Source organism: Halalkalibaculum sp. DA3122 (assembly GCF_043951865.1).
GTDB lineage: Bacteria > Bacteroidota > Rhodothermia > Balneolales > Balneolaceae > JAMQKA01.
Window position 1 is genome coordinate 108,412 of record NZ_JBINJF010000006.1, and the last position, 17,027, is coordinate 125,438.

General features: G+C 50.5%; 16 protein-coding genes. 8 read left to right on the forward strand and 8 right to left on the reverse strand.

The features are described 5' to 3' along the window. Positions 1–34 precede the first annotated feature (34 nt). The 7 genes from ACG2F4_RS06035 to ACG2F4_RS06065 all read right to left on the reverse strand — a co-directional run bounded on the left by ACG2F4_RS06035 (position 35) and on the right by ACG2F4_RS06065 (position 6,298). Complete coding sequence (locus tag ACG2F4_RS06035) at positions 35–1,096, reverse strand: VWA domain-containing protein (RefSeq protein WP_395259315.1); 1,062 nt, start codon at positions 1,094–1,096, stop codon at positions 35–37. Between the two features lie 118 nt (positions 1,097–1,214). Next, a complete protein-coding gene (locus ACG2F4_RS06040; RefSeq protein WP_395259316.1) occupies positions 1,215–1,700 on the reverse strand; it encodes a hypothetical protein in 486 nt (161 codons plus the stop codon). Continuing rightward, positions 1,697–2,245 carry an exosortase X gene (xrtX, locus tag ACG2F4_RS06045; RefSeq protein WP_395259317.1) on the reverse strand — a complete coding sequence of 183 codons (549 nt, stop codon included), beginning with the start codon at positions 2,243–2,245 and terminating at the stop codon, positions 1,697–1,699. The genes ACG2F4_RS06040 and xrtX overlap by 4 nt, the downstream gene beginning before the upstream one ends. Before the next feature lie 187 nt (positions 2,246–2,432). Beyond that, complete coding sequence (locus tag ACG2F4_RS06050) at positions 2,433–3,179, reverse strand: HAD-IIB family hydrolase (RefSeq protein ID WP_395259318.1); 747 nt, start codon at positions 3,177–3,179, stop codon at positions 2,433–2,435. A 435-nt stretch (positions 3,180–3,614) separates the two neighbouring features. Further along, positions 3,615–4,883 (reverse strand): MFS transporter, encoded by a 1,269-nt coding sequence (locus tag ACG2F4_RS06055; protein WP_395259319.1) that lies wholly within the window; start codon positions 4,881–4,883, stop codon positions 3,615–3,617. 160 nt (positions 4,884–5,043) lie between these two features. Beyond that, positions 5,044–5,490 (reverse strand): dUTP diphosphatase, encoded by a 447-nt coding sequence (gene dut, locus ACG2F4_RS06060; protein ID WP_395259320.1) that lies wholly within the window; start codon positions 5,488–5,490, stop codon positions 5,044–5,046. Next, positions 5,483–6,298: a DUF3108 domain-containing protein gene (locus ACG2F4_RS06065; protein WP_395259321.1), complete on the reverse strand. Its 816-nt coding sequence runs from the start codon at positions 6,296–6,298 to the stop codon at positions 5,483–5,485. The genes dut and ACG2F4_RS06065 overlap by 8 nt, the downstream gene beginning before the upstream one ends. A gap of 107 nt (positions 6,299–6,405) precedes the next feature. On the opposite strand from ACG2F4_RS06065, the gene ACG2F4_RS06070 reads away from it, so the two are divergent. The 8 genes from ACG2F4_RS06070 to ACG2F4_RS06105 all read left to right on the forward strand — a co-directional run bounded on the left by ACG2F4_RS06070 (position 6,406) and on the right by ACG2F4_RS06105 (position 15,568). After that, entirely contained in the window at positions 6,406–6,930 is a 525-nt protein-coding gene (locus tag ACG2F4_RS06070; protein WP_395259322.1) for a hypothetical protein, read from the forward strand. Between the two features lie 58 nt (positions 6,931–6,988). Beyond that, positions 6,989–7,264, forward strand: a complete 276-nt coding sequence (locus ACG2F4_RS06075) for a hypothetical protein (RefSeq protein ID WP_395259323.1) — start codon at positions 6,989–6,991, stop codon at positions 7,262–7,264. Continuing rightward, positions 7,261–7,767: an acetyl-CoA carboxylase biotin carboxyl carrier protein subunit gene (locus ACG2F4_RS06080; protein WP_395259324.1), complete on the forward strand. Its 507-nt coding sequence runs from the start codon at positions 7,261–7,263 to the stop codon at positions 7,765–7,767. The genes ACG2F4_RS06075 and ACG2F4_RS06080 overlap by 4 nt, the downstream gene beginning before the upstream one ends. Continuing rightward, entirely contained in the window at positions 7,760–9,031 is a 1,272-nt protein-coding gene (gene murA / locus ACG2F4_RS06085) for a UDP-N-acetylglucosamine 1-carboxyvinyltransferase (protein ID WP_395259325.1), read from the forward strand. Before ACG2F4_RS06080 ends, murA begins: the two co-directional genes overlap by 8 nt. Positions 9,032–9,510: 479 nt before the next feature. Further along, entirely contained in the window at positions 9,511–11,295 is a 1,785-nt protein-coding gene (locus ACG2F4_RS06090; RefSeq protein ID WP_395259326.1) for an Rne/Rng family ribonuclease, read from the forward strand. Positions 11,296–11,346: 51 nt separating this feature from the next. Next, entirely contained in the window at positions 11,347–11,895 is a 549-nt protein-coding gene (gene hslV, locus ACG2F4_RS06095) for an ATP-dependent protease subunit HslV (RefSeq protein WP_395259327.1), read from the forward strand. Between the two features lie 10 nt (positions 11,896–11,905). Further along, positions 11,906–13,318 carry an ATP-dependent protease ATPase subunit HslU gene (gene hslU, locus ACG2F4_RS06100; RefSeq protein ID WP_395259328.1) on the forward strand — a complete coding sequence of 471 codons (1,413 nt, stop codon included), beginning with the start codon at positions 11,906–11,908 and terminating at the stop codon, positions 13,316–13,318. 357 nt (positions 13,319–13,675) lie between these two features. Continuing rightward, a complete protein-coding gene (locus ACG2F4_RS06105) occupies positions 13,676–15,568 on the forward strand; it encodes a S41 family peptidase (RefSeq protein WP_395259329.1) in 1,893 nt (630 codons plus the stop codon). A 754-nt stretch (positions 15,569–16,322) separates the two neighbouring features. Here the strand turns inward: ACG2F4_RS06105 and ACG2F4_RS06110 are convergent. Continuing rightward, on the reverse strand, positions 16,323–17,024 hold the full coding sequence (locus ACG2F4_RS06110; protein ID WP_395259330.1) for an RsmE family RNA methyltransferase: 702 nt from the start codon (positions 17,022–17,024) through the stop codon (positions 16,323–16,325). Positions 17,025–17,027: the final 3 nt, after the last annotated feature.

Here is a 17,027-nt window from a genome sequence, read left to right on the forward strand (position 1 = left end):
AAGCGCTTCCGGCCCCGTTGGAGATCCTGTTTTCCTACCCTGGTTCCCCTGTTGTCACCTTACGCCCTGATTCCGATTCGTTGCGATACCTGGGTAGCACAAGAGAGAGAAAGATGAACCCGAGCGCAATCGCTCCCAGCAACTGGTACTGGTTCTTGAAATCGGCATATTCCTGGCTCGCAAATTCTCCCTGTTCCAGTTCATCGATCCGTCCCAGGAATGAATCGATGCCGTCGCTGCCGGACTCTATCGAATAGTATTCCCCGTTCCCCTCCTGCGCGATACTCCTGAGCACTTCCGGCTGTAACCTCGTCGTTACAACCTCGCCGCTTTGATCCCGCTTGTACCCGATCAATGAACCGGTTTCAGCATTGTATTGGGGAATGGTCGACCCGGAACGCGTGCCGATACCAAGGGTGTAGACCGAAATATTGTTTTCTTGCAGGGTCTCGAGTGCGGTTTCATAATCATCTCCGTGATTTTCCCCGTCGGAGATGATCAGCATCACCTTTGCGGCATTCGAGCGGTTCTGCTCCTCCTCCAGCGAATCAAATGCCCGCAGACCCACTTCCATCGGCGCGCTGAAATCGGTGGTGGAACTCGGCATCTGATCGGTTTCCGCAATATTGAGGAAGAGGCGCAGGGCCGAATAGTCGAGCGTCATCGGGGACTGCAGGTAGGCTTCCCCGGTATAGACGACCAGCCCGACGCGATCGCCCCTGAGACGTTCAATCAGCCTCGTAATCTCGTACTTCGCTTTTTCAAGGCGACTTGGCTTCACATCCTCGGCATTCATGCTGTCGGAGAGATCCAGGGCGATCAGCAGGTCCACTCCCTGCCGTTTAACCTCTCTCACCTGGGTACCCACTTTCGGGCCGGCAATGGCAAGTACCAGGAAGGTGAGCCCCACCAGCATGGTGATTATCTTCATACGGTCGCCGAGCCGCCAAAAGCCTGTCCGCAGATCCCGGAAGAGCTCATCTGAAAAAAACTGTTTCCTCCGTTCTGTGAGCTTTTTTTGATACCACCAGCCCCCACCGGCCAGCAGTGGTATAACAAGTAACAGCCACAATAAATATGCATCTTCCCAGATCATCGTATTTCAGGTAACTAAATTGGAATGAAAAATTGATCTACCGCCCGATCTAAACTCGCTCTGTAACAACGAATCCCAAAATAAAATATTAGCCCGTGAAATCCGAAAGAGAACCCGGTCACTTAACGATTCCCGATTTTTTGAGATAGATCAGCCAGGGAATATAGGCCATTGTGAAAACAGGAATAAGATACACATTCATAAGCTCCAAGATCCAAAATCCCATGACAACCGAATGGAGACCAACTACCAGGAAAAGAACCATCACCGAAAAAGCAGCCAGGTGGAACGCCAGCAGATACAGGTAGTAGGCTGGTTCAGCTGTTATAAACACCATGGAAACGATCGCAAGAAGAAAGAAAAACCCCGCAGGCGCCCGATAGGTCACTGCATGTCGCTGCTCTCCGCTCTCCCAGCGAATTGAAAAACTCACGCCAGATCCGCTGTTTTCCAGGTCGATGCCCCTTTGCTCTCCGGAGAGGATATACTCGGAAAGCGGCTTGACAATGTGCTGCGTTGAAGCGACCCTGACCGGCCTCCAGATAACGAAATAGGAGACCACGAGAACGGTCACCAGTACCATTTTTCCTGCCATCCTTTTCATGGGGAGCGGGATTCGTTCGAATCACCAAGGTTTGCCCACAATATCCACAGGACAAAGATGACCATGTAGAAGATAGCGGTGGTGGAATAATCGTGGGTAAAATCGAAGAATTCAGGCCACTGCACCTGGGTAATCGCAAGGGCTGCTATACGTATTATGTTGACCAGGTAGATAATGCCTATCCCGATTATGATAAACGAGAGACGCGGAATCCATTTCCCGGGATAGGCGATGATAAAACCGATAAACAACCCGATGGCCGAAATGCCGGTACAGCCGTCGACCAGCAGGATACCCGGGGCGGTATCGAGCCCGATAAGGCGCCCGGCCGTAAACACATCGTAGCTGAAGAGCGTCAAAATTCCTGCCGTGGTGTCAACAATGTTGACCGCGATCCAGTGATCCAGGGTGCCGTCGGGAAGGAGCCACATTTCGTACACCAGATACCACACGATGTAGATTGCGAGTACCTTAAGAATAAACTTTACCGGCTCCGAATCGAGCCAGCTACCTGTTTTACCCGAATTTAGAGTTGCTTCCGCCATAATGCTCCACTGATCAAAATTAAAGAGGTTTTTCAAAGCCCTCCAATAAGGTCGGCAGTTCAACGAGCTCCCAACAAAATAGCAGGTTCTGCAAAGGTCCCTTAAATTAATTTGTGCAGACGACCTTTTTTATCATTCAGTAACTTTACAGCTGCATGGGATCGGTCCGCAACCGATGAGAGATCATCTACCGTTCCTTGTTCGATCGGATAATCCGTCTATAGGTCTCCAGCACCGCCTCCGTCGCCTCCAGCTCCAGCGGGAAATCGACCACATCCTTTACATAGCTCTTGGCGTTGACGGGAGCATACGACTGGCCCACAATCTTCAGGGCCGGAATATCCCCGTTTGAGTCTCCGATATACGCTACCTCTTCCGGTTTGATACCCAGTTTTTCGCTGAGCTTCCGGATGCCCGCTCTTTTGTTGTTTTTGGAAAGGATGATATTGACCGAAATATCGGTGTGATGCACCTCGAATTCCGGGTAATGTTCCTCAACATAATCGGTGATCAGGGGCAGCACTTCCTCGATAACTTCCTGGTCGGGATGCACAAAACCGGCATCCATCATCTTTGAAAACTCCATGATACCGGACGGGAACCGGGAGATTACCGTCTTTTGCATCCAGCTCTTCAGTTCATTGACGTGCTCGAGGGCCTCGTCGTCGAAAAAGCCGTTTTGGTCAAACTGATTGGTATTCAGGTCGTACATCCCCCCGCTTTCAAACACCACCGGCAGCCGCACATCCAGCCACTGCGCCACCGCCTCGACGTAGGGATACGGGCGACCTGAACAGATCGAGAGCGGGGGAATGGCGGAATCCTCAAGGCTTTGGATATTCAGGTTCCTGATCTCTGTGATACATTCCCATACCGGGGTTTTAAAAGGAATAGAAACACAACCGTCAAGATCGGTCACAAAGAGCTTAATCATCAAATACCTGCTGTAATGAAATTCAGATTCGAAAGTTTTAAAACAGGTAAAATTACTGAATTACCTGTTCAAAAGTAACCATCATTTTTGGGTCCAGTGGCAGATTATGAATTTCCAAGGATGGGAATTATGAATGAAGAATTAGAAATGATGAATTTCGAAGGGGTGATCGTATGAACGTGTCAAGCAATTATTCCGATCCCGGAAGAATTGCTGTCTGACGAGGGGGACGGACCATCAACATCCACGCCTGCACAGGCTGCAGCGGGTGCCCCACTCCCCGCCCTGATTTTTTGGTTCCTTTTGGATCAAGCCAAAGGGAACACCTCGGTTGTAAAAAAGCTTCTTTTTCCCGTTGGGGCATCTTAATCGTCTTTCCCTGTTCAAGGGATATACCAGCTAAACAATAGTACTTTTATCCATCAGGAGTTTATTTCACACTTTTGACTCAACGGCGATCTCCTGCTGGTAGGTTTGCTCCTGTGCAGTCACGGTAAAATGCCATACAACACCGGTTACCGCCAGGAGGATGGCAAAAAGAAGAATTATTTGCCGAATGGTAAAAATATCGTGCTCAAGCAGCATGGAAGCGGTAAATACCGAAACCGACTGCGTCAGGGTAAACAACAGCCACTCGGTACTAAAAATTCTACCCCGAAATGTGTCGGGAGTGCGGCGCTGCAGCAGAACAGTGCTCATCACCCAGTTGGCGCCGGAGGCGGTATGTCCCAGAAAAACAAAAATCAGCATCAGGATGATATTGCCGGTCCAGCCTACCACCAGGTACATGGCGCCGGTAAACATCATGCAGAGCCCCATGGCGCGGATCCAGTCGCCCTCGTTTTTAAAAATCCGGCGCCCAAATACCGGCCCTATCCCCGTACCGATACCGCGCGCCGCGTAGAGCAGTCCCAATCCCACACTCCCCATCATCAGTATCTCTTCTGCAACCAGAATCAGCAGGTAGACCAGTGCCCCGAGATACATGGTAAACGCACCCTTGGCAAGGCTTGGCCGCAGAATCTGTTCGTTTTCAAACAGGAAACTGAGTCCCTCTTTGATCCCCACCAGGGGATTTCTTGTTCTGTCCAGCTCTTTCTGGGTCATCTCCTTTTGCGGGATGGTCGCCCGGTAGATAAACCAGGCGGAAATCCCGTAGCTGATTGCATCCAATATAAATACAAGATCGGTGCCCAGCCAGGCGGTGGCCAGTCCGCCAACGCCCATGCCAAGCGTAAAAATGATGCTCCAGCTGGCCGAGGAAAGCACATTGGCATCTACCAGCTCCTGCTTGGTGGTCACATTGGGAATAGAGGAGGTCTTGGCCGGTTCAAACACCGCGGAGAGCATCATCTGGACCGCCGTCAGCACATACGCCAGCCAGAGAGTCTCATAAGAATTCACCAGCAGTAGTCCCGCGATGACCACCCCGCGCATCACGTCACAGAAGATCATGACCCGGCGCCGGTTAAAACGGTCGGTAATATAGCCCGCAAACGGCGAAAACAGGGCCAGGCTCAGCATCTTGATTATAATGATCAGCCCAAGCAGGAATTCCGAGTCCGAGTAGCGGGTGACCAGTGCGTATACCGCCAGCAGGCCAAACCAGTCGCCAAAATTGGACACGATCTGGCTCAGCCACAGCCGGCGGTAGTCCCGGTTCTCGGAAATAAGCGTGATGTAGGGTTGTACTTTTTCGAACACGTTTTCCGGAACTGCTTATTTCTTGAGTTATCTGCTAAATTTAAAATTCGTTGCTGCGTATTGCGTATTAAGACAGGCCATTATTTGTTTTCCAAGCACATCAATACGCAATACCGAGTACGAAATACGTGGCAATTCCTAATTCCTAATTCTTAATTCCTCATTTAACACCCGTACTGCCAAAACCACCGTCGCCACGCTCTGTATCCGGCAGTGTACCGACCTCTTCCACCGGCAGCTGCCGGATCGGGGCAATCACCATCTGGGCGATACGGTCGCCGTGATTAATCGTAAACGCCTCCTCTCCGTGATTGATCGCCAGCACTTTCACTTCCCCCCGGTAATCGGCATCGATTGTGCCTGGGGTGTTCAGCATGGTGATGCCGTTCCGGTAGGCCAACCCGCTGCGGGGACGTATCTGCGCTTCGTATCCGGCGGGCAGGGCCATCTGCAGGCCGGTGGGAATCAGCGCGCGCTCCCCGGGTTCGAGTGTGAACGGTTCTTCGAGGGCCGCCCGTACATCCATTCCGGCTGCATGAGCCGATTCATATGAAGGAAGCTGAAGATCGCTGGCGTGGGGCAGCTTTTTAAAGACAACTTTACTCATTCCGTAACTCCTTTTTATAGTCTATTAGTCGTACTTTTACGTTCCCGAGCCACACCTTGACATGGGCTTCAAGCGGGATTCTCAACTCGTCGTCGGCAAACCAGGCTTTAAAATCTCCGCTAAATCCAAACGGGCCGTCAATGTTGGCCACACCTTTGGCATAAAATGTATCAATGGGATTTTGAAACGCCTCGTATTCGCGCTCATCGCGCTGCCGGGTATACTCCATATCGATAGTGCCCTGTTCGTCCTCCAGGTAGACAAAAGTCCGCGAGTCGACCTCCCGCCCGGCGTGGAGCCGCGAAAAGAAAAAAATCAGCGGACCCGAGGTAGCCGGGGTTTTCAGCTCGAGTGTATCGGTGGGTTCCCCCTCCTTGAAAGCGTACACGTTCCGGTTTTCGTAATCGTAGATAAACCGCTCTTCATCAAATTTTTCTTCATCCACATTATCCTTCCAGTACACCAGTTCCCGGGGAGTTCCGTTTTCAAGCCTGAAGAGCGAATTGTAGTGATTTTCTTCTTTTCCCACGAATGGAATGCCCGAATTGGAGGTAATGATTCCGCTTAACTTCCATGCCCGCTCTCCCTGGTAGAGCGTATCGGCAAGCTCCACCCGTACTTTTCCCAGCGTAAAAAAGCTGTATTTGACATTATAGGTGAATACCTCGCGCCATTCCAACAGCTCGCCGGGGGTGGGACTGCCGTGCGCTTTTGTAGTAAAATTCTCGCGCTCCTGGGCCTGCAGGGTACCGGCAGGGGAACAAGCCAACATCCAGCAAACAACAGCGATACAAAATAGATCTTTCAAATGAGGAACCGATTAAGCATTATTTCTCTTTTCGTTATAAACACAAAAGTTCGATATTATAAAACTAAGATGAAACGCTTATAAAGTTAATCTGCTGTTATTCGTTCATGAAGAAATTAAAAAATATCGCACTTGTCGCAATCTCGGTTCTTTGTTTGATGCTTGCGGGTTGTTCTAAAAGCGATGACCAGAAAGAGTTTGAAAATCAGGCCTATTCTCCCCCCCAAAATTTTACGGCCATGAGTGCCGATGGGCGGCCTGCCGGCTCCAACCAGACGGATCCCGACGACTGGCGTATTTCCCCGATGTACCAGGGACTCGTGGAAGTCTCCACCCCGCCCTACCCCAATCCCGTGCCCTTAAACAGCTCATTTCGCATCGATATCGACATACTGGGATTTGAAACAGTACCCGGGATGGAGATATATGCTTTCGAGGAAGCCCAAAATATCTTTGGCCCAATCGCACAATACAGCCAGTCCGAACTTAATCCGGGTGTCAAAGTACTTGTGCTGAATCCCGCCAACTTTTCGGGTACTAGTTCGGTTCAGGGGACTGCCGGCCTGAATCGCCTGGTTATATTTGATGGCCGCGACAATGTAATCACCTACGGAGATGTAATGGTCGAGTAGGCGGTTGTAATAAAGGGGTAGCGCCCCTATTTTAGAGTTTCATTAATCAATACAGACCATGCCCAAACGAAAAGTATCTACATCCGAACGCAACGTCTTGGGGCGGCTTGTCTTCCCCGAGAGCTTTGATACCGTGCTCGAGGAAACCGGCCTGCAGTACGGCGAATTGCGCGATGATCTTATCAATCTCATCAGTTTTGGTTTTGTAGAAGCGTATGAAAAAAGGGGCAATAAAATTGCCCTCACCTCTTTTTATGATGCCGACAACCTGCAGGATTTCACCTTTCGGGCAACCAAAAAGGGCCTGGCCGCAATCAGAGTCTCCCGCCAATGAGATACGAAACCAGTATCGACGATGAAACCCGGGAACTGGAGTTCAACTTTGAACGACACCAGGTGGCAGTTGACGAGCGGGAATACACGTTTTCCTTTGAACAACAGAACGGGCGATACCTGCTGCGGGTCGGAACAAAATTGTATAAAATCGATAATGTAGAACTGGACCACCATACTGTTGAGTTCACCCTGGACGGCCAGTGGTGCCGGGTCGTTGTTCGCGACGAGCAGGACCTGCTGCTGGACCGCCTCGGGTTCAAGACCGCCGCCGAAATTGGCAAGGGACAGCTCAACGCCCCGATGCCCGGCAAAATCCTGGAGCTCCTGGTCGCGGAAGGCGATAAAGTGGAGCTCGGCGACCCGGTGGCGATCCTGGAGGCGATGAAAATGGAAAATGAGCTCAAAGCGCCTGTTAATGGCATTGTTACCTCCGTTGCCGTGAACGCCGGTGACTCCGTCGAAAAAAACGCATTAATTTTAGAAATAGAAGCTAGTGGATAAATTTGTAATTGAGGGACCCACCCCCCTGCGTGGCAACATCGCAATCAGCGGTTCAAAAAACGCCGCCCTCCCCCTGATGGCGGCGGCTCTCCTCGCTGACTCACCCACAACTATCAACAACGTGCCGCGGTTGCGCGACATATACACCTTCAACAATGTGATTCGCGTAACCGGAGCCCATGTCGAATTTGACGAGGAGAACAATCGTCTCCACATCGATCCGACCCACATCAATCACCTGCAGGCCCCGTATGAGCTGGTACGCAAGATGCGCGCCTCTTTCTACATGCTCGGCGCGCTGCTGGGCCGGTTTGGAGAAGCCAAAGTATCGCTGCCCGGCGGATGTGCGTGGGGGCCCCGGCCTGTAGACCTGCACCTGAAAGGGATGAAGGCGATGGGGGCCGAGATTGAACTGGACAAGGGATATGTGCTGGGAAAAGCCAAAAACAGGCTGCCCGGCGGCACCTTCAAACTGGAACCGAGCAGCGTCGGGGCCACTGTAAACCTGCTGCTGGCCTCGGTCTTAAAAGCTGAGGAGTTTACCATCGAAAATGCGGCCATCGAGCCGGATGTCACCCTGCTGGCCAACACCCTGAACAGGATGGGAGCCAACATCGAGGGTATAGGAACCGACAGGCTGACCATCCGGCAGACGGAAAAGCTGCAGGGCCTGGAGGTTGACAACGCCCCCGACCGTATTGAAACCGGCACCTACATGATTGCCGCGGCAATGCATCCGGAGTCGGAGCTGACGATCACCAATACCGATCCTTCAGACCTGGGAACATTTCCAGGCTCGTTCCGCAAGATCGGGGCCCGGGTTGACATCAACGATACCGAGATATATGTAAAAGCACCGCAGAAGCTGAATCCAATTTCAATAAAAACGAAGGTCTACCCCGGATTCCCCACCGACCTGCAAGCCCAGTGGGCAACCATGATGACCCAGGCCCCAGGCCGCTCCGTGATCACCGATACCATCTATTTTGACCGATTCAGCTACGTTCCCGAATTGAACAGGTTGGGAGCAGACCTGGAAGTAAATGAAAACTCGGTGACCGTAAACGGACGTACTCCGCTTGAAGGCGCTTCTGTCATGAGCACTGACCTGCGGGCCAGCGTCAGCCTGGTGCTGGCGGGGATGGTTGCCGAAGGCACCAGTGACATCCTGCGCATTTACCACCTGGACCGCGGCTATGAGCAGCTGGAAAAAAAACTAAACTCGGTGGGAGCCAGCATCACCAGGACAGAACAGGAGGAGTAACGCTGTCCGGATACGGGGAATGAATAAAACTCAACCCCTGTTATGATAAAGGCAGGTTTTTACGTTTACATTAATAGTAAAGTAACTGTATATTAATATTTAGTTATTGGTATTGATAAAGGTATTCAGAGTTTTACAATTTTAAGGTTCTAATTGCAGGTTTTTAGTGTTAGATAAAACCGTTTTTAAAAAACTTCTTACTAATCTTTTACAAGTTGTAAACAGATTATTTTACATGAGAGGTATTGACTCTCCTGATGCATGTAATGTAAATCTGCACTGGACCCCCACCTCTGAATGTGGCTACCTGTACAACAGCCTCTCGACTAACAAAAATTATAATGCAGCGGTTGCTGAACCTCCGCTATGGGCAATGAATTTTGATATCTTCAAAAATTTTAGATCAATGACTTTTAGCGAATTTATTTATGACTCAGCATGCTTGGGGGACAGCAACCGCGTGAAAAGGATTAAATTCAATGAAAAACCAAATAATCATTCACGCAAAGGGGAAGCAAACCCGAATAGCCCTCCTGGAAAATGGAGAACTTGCACAGCTTTTTATAGAATCTGAAGAAAATAAACGTACGGTCGGCAATATATATCTTGCCGAGGTGCACAAGGTGATGAGCGGTATCCGGGCTGCTTTCATCGACATGGGAACGCCCAAAGATGCTTTTCTGCACTTCTCTGATGCGGGCGACCATCTCAAAGAGTATGTGCAGATGCTCAACGGCCGGGAGGCTATCCGCAAGAACGTCCGTGATGAGCTCTCCAAGATCAACTTCGACAAGATATCAAATTACCAAAAACAGACGTGGGCCGGCCGCATACTGAATCCGGGGCAGCGCCTGCTGGTACAGATCGTCAAGGAGCCGATCGGGTCGAAAGGTCCCCGCGTTTCCACCGACATTACAATTGCCGGGCGTTTCCTCGTGCTTATACCTATGGGCGAATATATCGCCGTTTCCCGAAAAATAAACAACTACAAGGAGCGGCGGCGCCTGAAAGGGATTGTCGGGTCGATGCTGCCGGACGGTTTCGGCGTGATTGTTCGCACGGTGGCCACCGGCCAGGATGAGAAGGCTATTGAAGATGACATGCGGGATGTGCTGAAAAAATGGGAACAAATACTTGGCCGTCTCGAGGATGCCAAGCCCCCCGCCCTGCTGTACCAGGATCTGAACATGACCGAGAGCCTGATCCGCGACCTGTTTGCCAAGCAGTACGACCGGGTGCTTATCGACGACCCGGAGATGTTCAAGGAGCTCAAATCGTATGTCAGCCAGATTGCCCCGCAAATGCTTCCCAACGTGGAGCTGTACAAGGGTCGCGAGCACATCTTTGACTTCATGAAAATTGCCAAGGATGTCGATTCGATCTTTAGTCCCCGCGTGCGAATGCCCTCCGGCGGCTACCTGATCTTTGAACAGACCGAGGCGATGTACGTGGTGGATGTAAATTCCGGACCCTATGCCGCCAAGGAGAAGCAGGAGGACAACTCCCTTAAAACCAACCTGGAGGCTGCCCGCGAAGTGGCCAAGCAGCTTCGCCTGCGCGATATCGGAGGAATCATTGTCGTAGACTTCATTGATCTGAAAAGCGATAAAAACCGAAAGAAAATTTATGATGAGCTGAAGAAGGAGTTCAAAAAAGACCAGGCCAAGACCAACGTCATCGGCATGAGCGATTTCGGGCTGGTGCAGATCACCCGCCAGCGCATCCGCCCCAGCGTGGTTAATTCCGTATCGAAGGTGTGCCCGATGTGTGGAGGGTCCGGCAATGTAGTCACCCAAAACACTATCGTGGCCGACCTAGATGCCTGGTTGAGCAAATTCAAATCCAATACCTCCTACAATTCTGTCGACATCTACATCAACCCCTACCTGAAAGCATATCTTGACAAGGGATGGCTCAGCATCCGGTGGAAATGGATGTTTAAATACTTCGTAAAAATCAACCTGATTGCGGAAGACGCAATTTCTCTGAATGAATACAAAGTGACGCTCGCGGGGTCCGATATTGATATTACGGATGCCGTAATGCGGGACGAGCCGATCGACGATCTCATCGAAAGCTCGGAGGCCAAGCTTCATGAACTGGATTCCGGCAAGCCCAAACGCGAAAACCTGGATTATTACGACAAGGAGGATGGAAAAAAATCGGGCAAGCGAAACGGCCTGCCTCCCCGTCCGGGAAGCCAGCGGGCCCGGGAGCAGGCACGCGGCGATTCCAAATCGAAGTACTACAAGTCTGATTCCTGATCAACCGTTGAATTTTAACAGAACGAAACGCATTCCGAAGAATAGTAAAATATGAGTATATCCGAACTTAAAGCGACCACCGTATTGGGTGTAATGCACAAGGGTGAAGTGGCCATAGGCGGCGATGGCCAGGCAACAATGGACAAAACCGTTATGAAAGCGACCGTTACCAAGGTACGTCGCCTGTATGAAGATCAAATATTGGCCGGTTTCGCCGGTTCCACGGCCGACGCCTTCACGCTTTTTGAAAAATTTGAAGAAAAAATTCAGCAGTATAACGGGAACCTGCAGAGATCGGCTGTTGAGATGGCCAAGGAGTGGCGGAAGGACAAGTTCCTGCGGAAACTGGAAGCCTTGCTGGTGGTGATGAGCAAGGATAAAGCCCTGCTGATCTCCGGCCAGGGCGATATCATTGAGCCCGACGACAAGATACTGGCTATCGGCAGTGGTGGGTCGTATGCGCTTGCTGCCGCGCGTGCCCTGAAGGCAAATGCCGGAGAATTATCGGCCAGGCAGATCGTTGAAAAATCACTGCACATAGCAGCTGATATCTGCATCTACACCAATCACAATTTATCAATCCTCGAAATTGAAGACTAACCAGAGCGTTATGAAGCAAGTAGTTGAACAGAAAAACCTAACCCCGCGACAAATAGTTGCTGAACTGAATAAATATATCGTGGGACAAAACGAGGCCAAACGGTCGGTGGCTATCGCCCTCCGAAACCGGTGGAGGCGGATGAATTCCGAAGCAGATATTCGAGATGAAATTCTTCCCAACAACATTCTCCTTATTGGTCCCACGGGCGTTGGAAAAACGGAAATCGCCCGGCGGCTGGCCAAGCTGGCAAACGCACCTTTTATAAAAGTGGAGGCTTCCAAGTTCACGGAAGTGGGCTACGTGGGCCGCGATGTGGAATCGATGATTCGCGACCTGACCGACATCGCCATCAACATGGTGAAGACAGAGATGCAGGAGCGGGTGCAGGAAAAAGCCGAAAAAGCGGTGGAAGACCGTATACTGGATATCCTTATTCCCCCGGTAAAGAAACCTTCGAACAATTCGGCCGGCTTCAGCGCCGAACAGGATGATTTTAAACCGGAAAACGCCAGTGACCAGGAGCTTAACCAGCGGACCCGCGAGAAATTTCGAAAAAAGCTGCAAAACGGTGAGCTGGACGATCGCAAGATTGAGATCGAAGTGCGTTCCAACCGCCAGCCGATGATGCAGGTCTTTGGTCCACAGGGAAGTATGGAAGAGATGGGCATCAACCTGCAGGATATGCTCGGCAACCTTACGGGCGACCAAAAGAAAAAACGCAAGGTTACCGTCGAGGAAGCCAGGGAACTGCTGCTGGATGAAGAGGCCGAAAAACTGATTGACCACGATGCAGCCGTGCAGGAAGCGCTCGAGCGGGTGCAAACGCAGGGAATCGTCTTTATTGATGAAATTGACAAAGTGGCAGAGGATTCCAGCAAACAGGGGAGCGGCGGCCCGGATGTGAGCCGACAAGGGGTGCAGCGCGATCTGCTTCCCATTATCGAGGGAAGTTCCGTCTCCACCAAGTATGGAATGATAAAGACCGATCATATTCTCTTTATCGGGTCGGGCGCGTTCCACGTTTCCAAGCCGTCTGACCTGATTCCCGAATTGCAGGGAAGGATGCCGATTCGCGTGGAACTGAACTCGCTTACCGAAGATGATTTCTTCGATATCCTGAAACAGCCCAAAAATGCGCTGACCAAACAGTACCAGGCGATGTTGCGGGCAGAAGGAGTTGAGATAGAATTTACCGACAACGCAATACGGGAGATCGCCTCCATAGCGGCGCAGGTAAACGAGCGGGTCGAAAATATTGGAGCCCGGCGCCTCCACACCATATTATCCACCCTGCTGGACGAGCTCCTGTTTGCGGTTCCGGATGATATCGGCACCGGGGAATTGACGATCGACAAGGAATACGTGAACAAGCAGCTTGATGACCTGGTCAAGGATAAAGATCTCAGCCACTACATACTTTAATCCAATCCGCTGCCTTGATAGTGAGCCCCCGGAAAGAGCTACTGCAGCTTCTGATCGCATGTTTTCATCGAGGTTGTTGTCCCCGGGATAAAGCAGTAAACATGCGGTTGACTGTCGGCAATGCGGTATTGTTGATGAACATCACAGCCCTGGATTATTAAATTTAGCATGGCTGTCGTCAATTAACATATTGCAAGACCTGTTGTTTTAGTGTAGATTTCACAACTATTTAGATTTAATATTACTGTAAAATAGCTTTTATTTTTAAGTGGGTATAACCGCTAAATATTTTTCAATGTTAGCCGTTGAGACTTATAAGCGCTAGAAAAATTCAGAAAACCTAAGTGTAATCCGACTATGACCTTTAAAAAATTCGTCGCCCCCCATGTGGCTATTTTAATCCTATTGTCCCTTTTCTGGGCAGCGGGAGTCGATTCCGTTATTCAGCCCGACGACGCACATCAACAGAATCTAAAAAAATATATCCAGACTCAGCGTAGAATAGTCGATAACTATGTTGAGAAAGTGGATATCGAAAAACTGTATCGAAACAGCATTAAGGGACTTATTAAAAACCTGAGCGACAGTACCCTCAAAATTGAGGGGACCCCGCTCGATACCACCATGCTGGCAGATGAGGATATTGATGACCTGGGAGAATCACTCCAGAGGTTTGAGGATGCCTACCTTTACCTGGCCAACAACAGTCCCAATGAAAATATGAGCGCCCGCACCGAGGATGCTCTCCGTCAGATGTTCAAATCGCTGGATCCCCACTCCGTCTATATCGAACCGGAGACCAATGAACAGGTTCAGGAAAATTTTGCCGGCAAGTTCCAGGGCGTCGGCATTCAGTTCAACATCATCCAGGACACGATTACCGTAATCACCGCCATTTCCGGGGGACCAAGTGACAAGCTTGGAATTATGTCTGGTGACCGGATCATCAAAATTGACGGCGAAAGTGCGATCGGGTTCAGCAATGAGGATGTACTGCGAACTCTTCGCGGCGAAAAAGGCACCAAGGTGGATGTCACGATTAAAAGACCACACGTTAAAGATCCGCTGGAATTTACCATTACCAGGGATGACATACCGCTTTATACGGTCGACACCTCGTATATGCTCGATGACCAGACCGGTTACATCAAGATCAACCGGTTTGCCGCCACTACTCACGAGGAGTTCCTGGAGGCGATGAAATCACTGGACAAAAAAGGGATGAATCGATTGATTCTTGACCTGAGAAGCAACCCGGGCGGATATCTGGGTCAGGCTATCGCCATGGCGGAAGAGTTCTTTCCAAAAGGGACAGAACTGGTATCAACCAAAAGTCGACATACCCGTTTTACCAGCTCCTACAATTCGCGCCGGGATGGATTTTTCAAGGAAAAGCCGCTGATCGTCTTGGTCAATGAGGGTTCGGCTTCCGCCAGTGAGATTGTCAGCGGAGCGATCCAGGATCATGACCGCGGGCTGATTGTAGGCCAGCGCACGTTTGGTAAGGGACTGGTCCAGCAGCAGTATGAACTGGCAGACTCCAGCAGCATCCGCGTGACCATATCCCGCTACTACACTCCCTCCGGGCGCCTGATTCAGAAACCCTACTCGCGTGAGGGTCGCGAGCAGTACGCCTATGAAGTAGTCCACCGTGCGGACGATGCCTACACGGATGCGGTTGAGTTTATCTCGGATGTTCCCGATTCCCTCAAGTTCAACACTGATGCCGGTCGAACCGTATACGGCGGCGGGGGAATTGTACCCGACCATATTGTGCAAGAAGATACCACTGAATCGGCCGCGGTGGTCAATTTTATGAGGCGAAAACAGGTAGGATTCGATTTTGTGCGAAACTACCTGGATGACAACGGGGATCAGTTCCGGCAGGAGTGGGAAGGAGATTTCGAAAAATTTCGCAAGGAGTTTACCTGGGATGACGAGACCATCAACAGCTTCAAGGAGAAAATGATCCAAAACAACCTGGTAATTTCTGATGAAGTCAAAGAGCCCGATTTCAGGTCGGATTCCCTGTATATACCGGAGGGCCATTTTGAAAAAATTGCATGGATGCCGCGGGGCTTTATGAAGGCCGAACTGGCGCGCCAGGTGTGGGGTTTAAAGGCGTACTACCCGGTGATCAACGACGTGTTTGATGATGTGCTTAAAAAAGCGATGAATCTTTGGGATGAGGTGCAGGCACTCGAGGAGTATGCTGCAAATCATACCAAAATAAGAAAGGATGACAGCTGATCCCGGCTCCTGACCACCTTGCATCGAATTTTCCTATGATTGGAACTTTATTTTAGCAGGCTGCTTATCGATTGGTATACCAGAGGCCTTTGCAAAGCAACGATTTTGCAAAGGCCTCTTTCATTTCAACAGGTACTGGAAACATCCTGCCTGGAATACAAGTTTTCGGACTGCCCCCTTCGAAATTCATGATTTCCCTCTCGCCTATAGAAATTTTTGTGGACCCGAGTGCCCGGAGCCGGAACGAACAGACCCCATCAATGCAGGTTAGTTGATCCAGGTTTAGCCCGGATTTCTCGCCAAGAAATTGGTTTTTCAGCAAGGCGAAGGGCAAATGGCCGCGCAGACGTACGTTGGTACGTTGAGCCGGGGATTTGTCCTTCAACGCGGCTGAAAGGCCAATTTCGCAGCCTATTACAAACTGTAGTGATAATTGGGCAGTAATAGATGGCGTAAGTTATTGCCATCTATGAAGTTACATGATTTTATCCAACATACTCGTGAGAAATCCGGGTTAGATAGTACGAGCGGCCCCTCGCACCAGTATTAGAATCAAGTTCTATGGTTTTGGAGCGGCGTGGTTTAATTAATTGTGGAGTGGTTATTTGTTGACCAATAACTAATCTCCGCCGGTGATTTTTTAATTCATTTTAGCCGTATAAAAAATCAGGAAAAATTTAACTCCTCACACACGCGGTTCAAACCAACATTGCGGATAAGGGTACAAATTGAAATTAGAATTGCGGTATGCTCTTCATCTCAAAAATTGGCTCAACAAGGCTACCACCGCTGTTTCCGTGCGCAGGCGATGGGAGCCCAGGGACACTATCCGAGCCCCATTTGCTTTGAATAATGCGATCTCCTCCTGCGAAAAACCACCTTCCGGTCCCACAAAGAGGACTATTTCCTTCTCCATCTTTTTAAACTCACCGGGAACACCCGGGGAGGTATCCTTGGCACCGCGCGCCACCAGCATTGGGGAGGAGTCGCTGTATTTCCCGATCACCTCTTTGACAGAGGGATATACAGATATGGACGGCAAACAGGCCCTCAGGCTCTGTTTCATGGCGGATACGGCGGTAGATCGCAGGCGATCCACCCGCACATTTTCTTTGACGGTGTGCTCACTTCGGAACAGTACGATCTCACCGACCCCGAGTTCTACCGCCTTCTCGACGGCAAACTCCAAGCGGTCCCGCTTCTTGATAATTCCCATGGCCATCACCAGCGAAGGGTTCCGTTGTTCCCTGCGGTTCCGGTTCGTAATCTCGATCAGCGCGGTATTCCGCAGAATGCGGCGGACAATGCCTTCATACCATCCCCCCTCCCCATCCACGACGGTAATGGTATCCCCCTCACGGTAACGCAACACCCTGGCGGCGTGCCTGGCTTCCTGTTGCGTAAGTTCTATTTGGTCACCCTCAATTTGATCGGGAGGAGCATAAAAAATATTCATTGC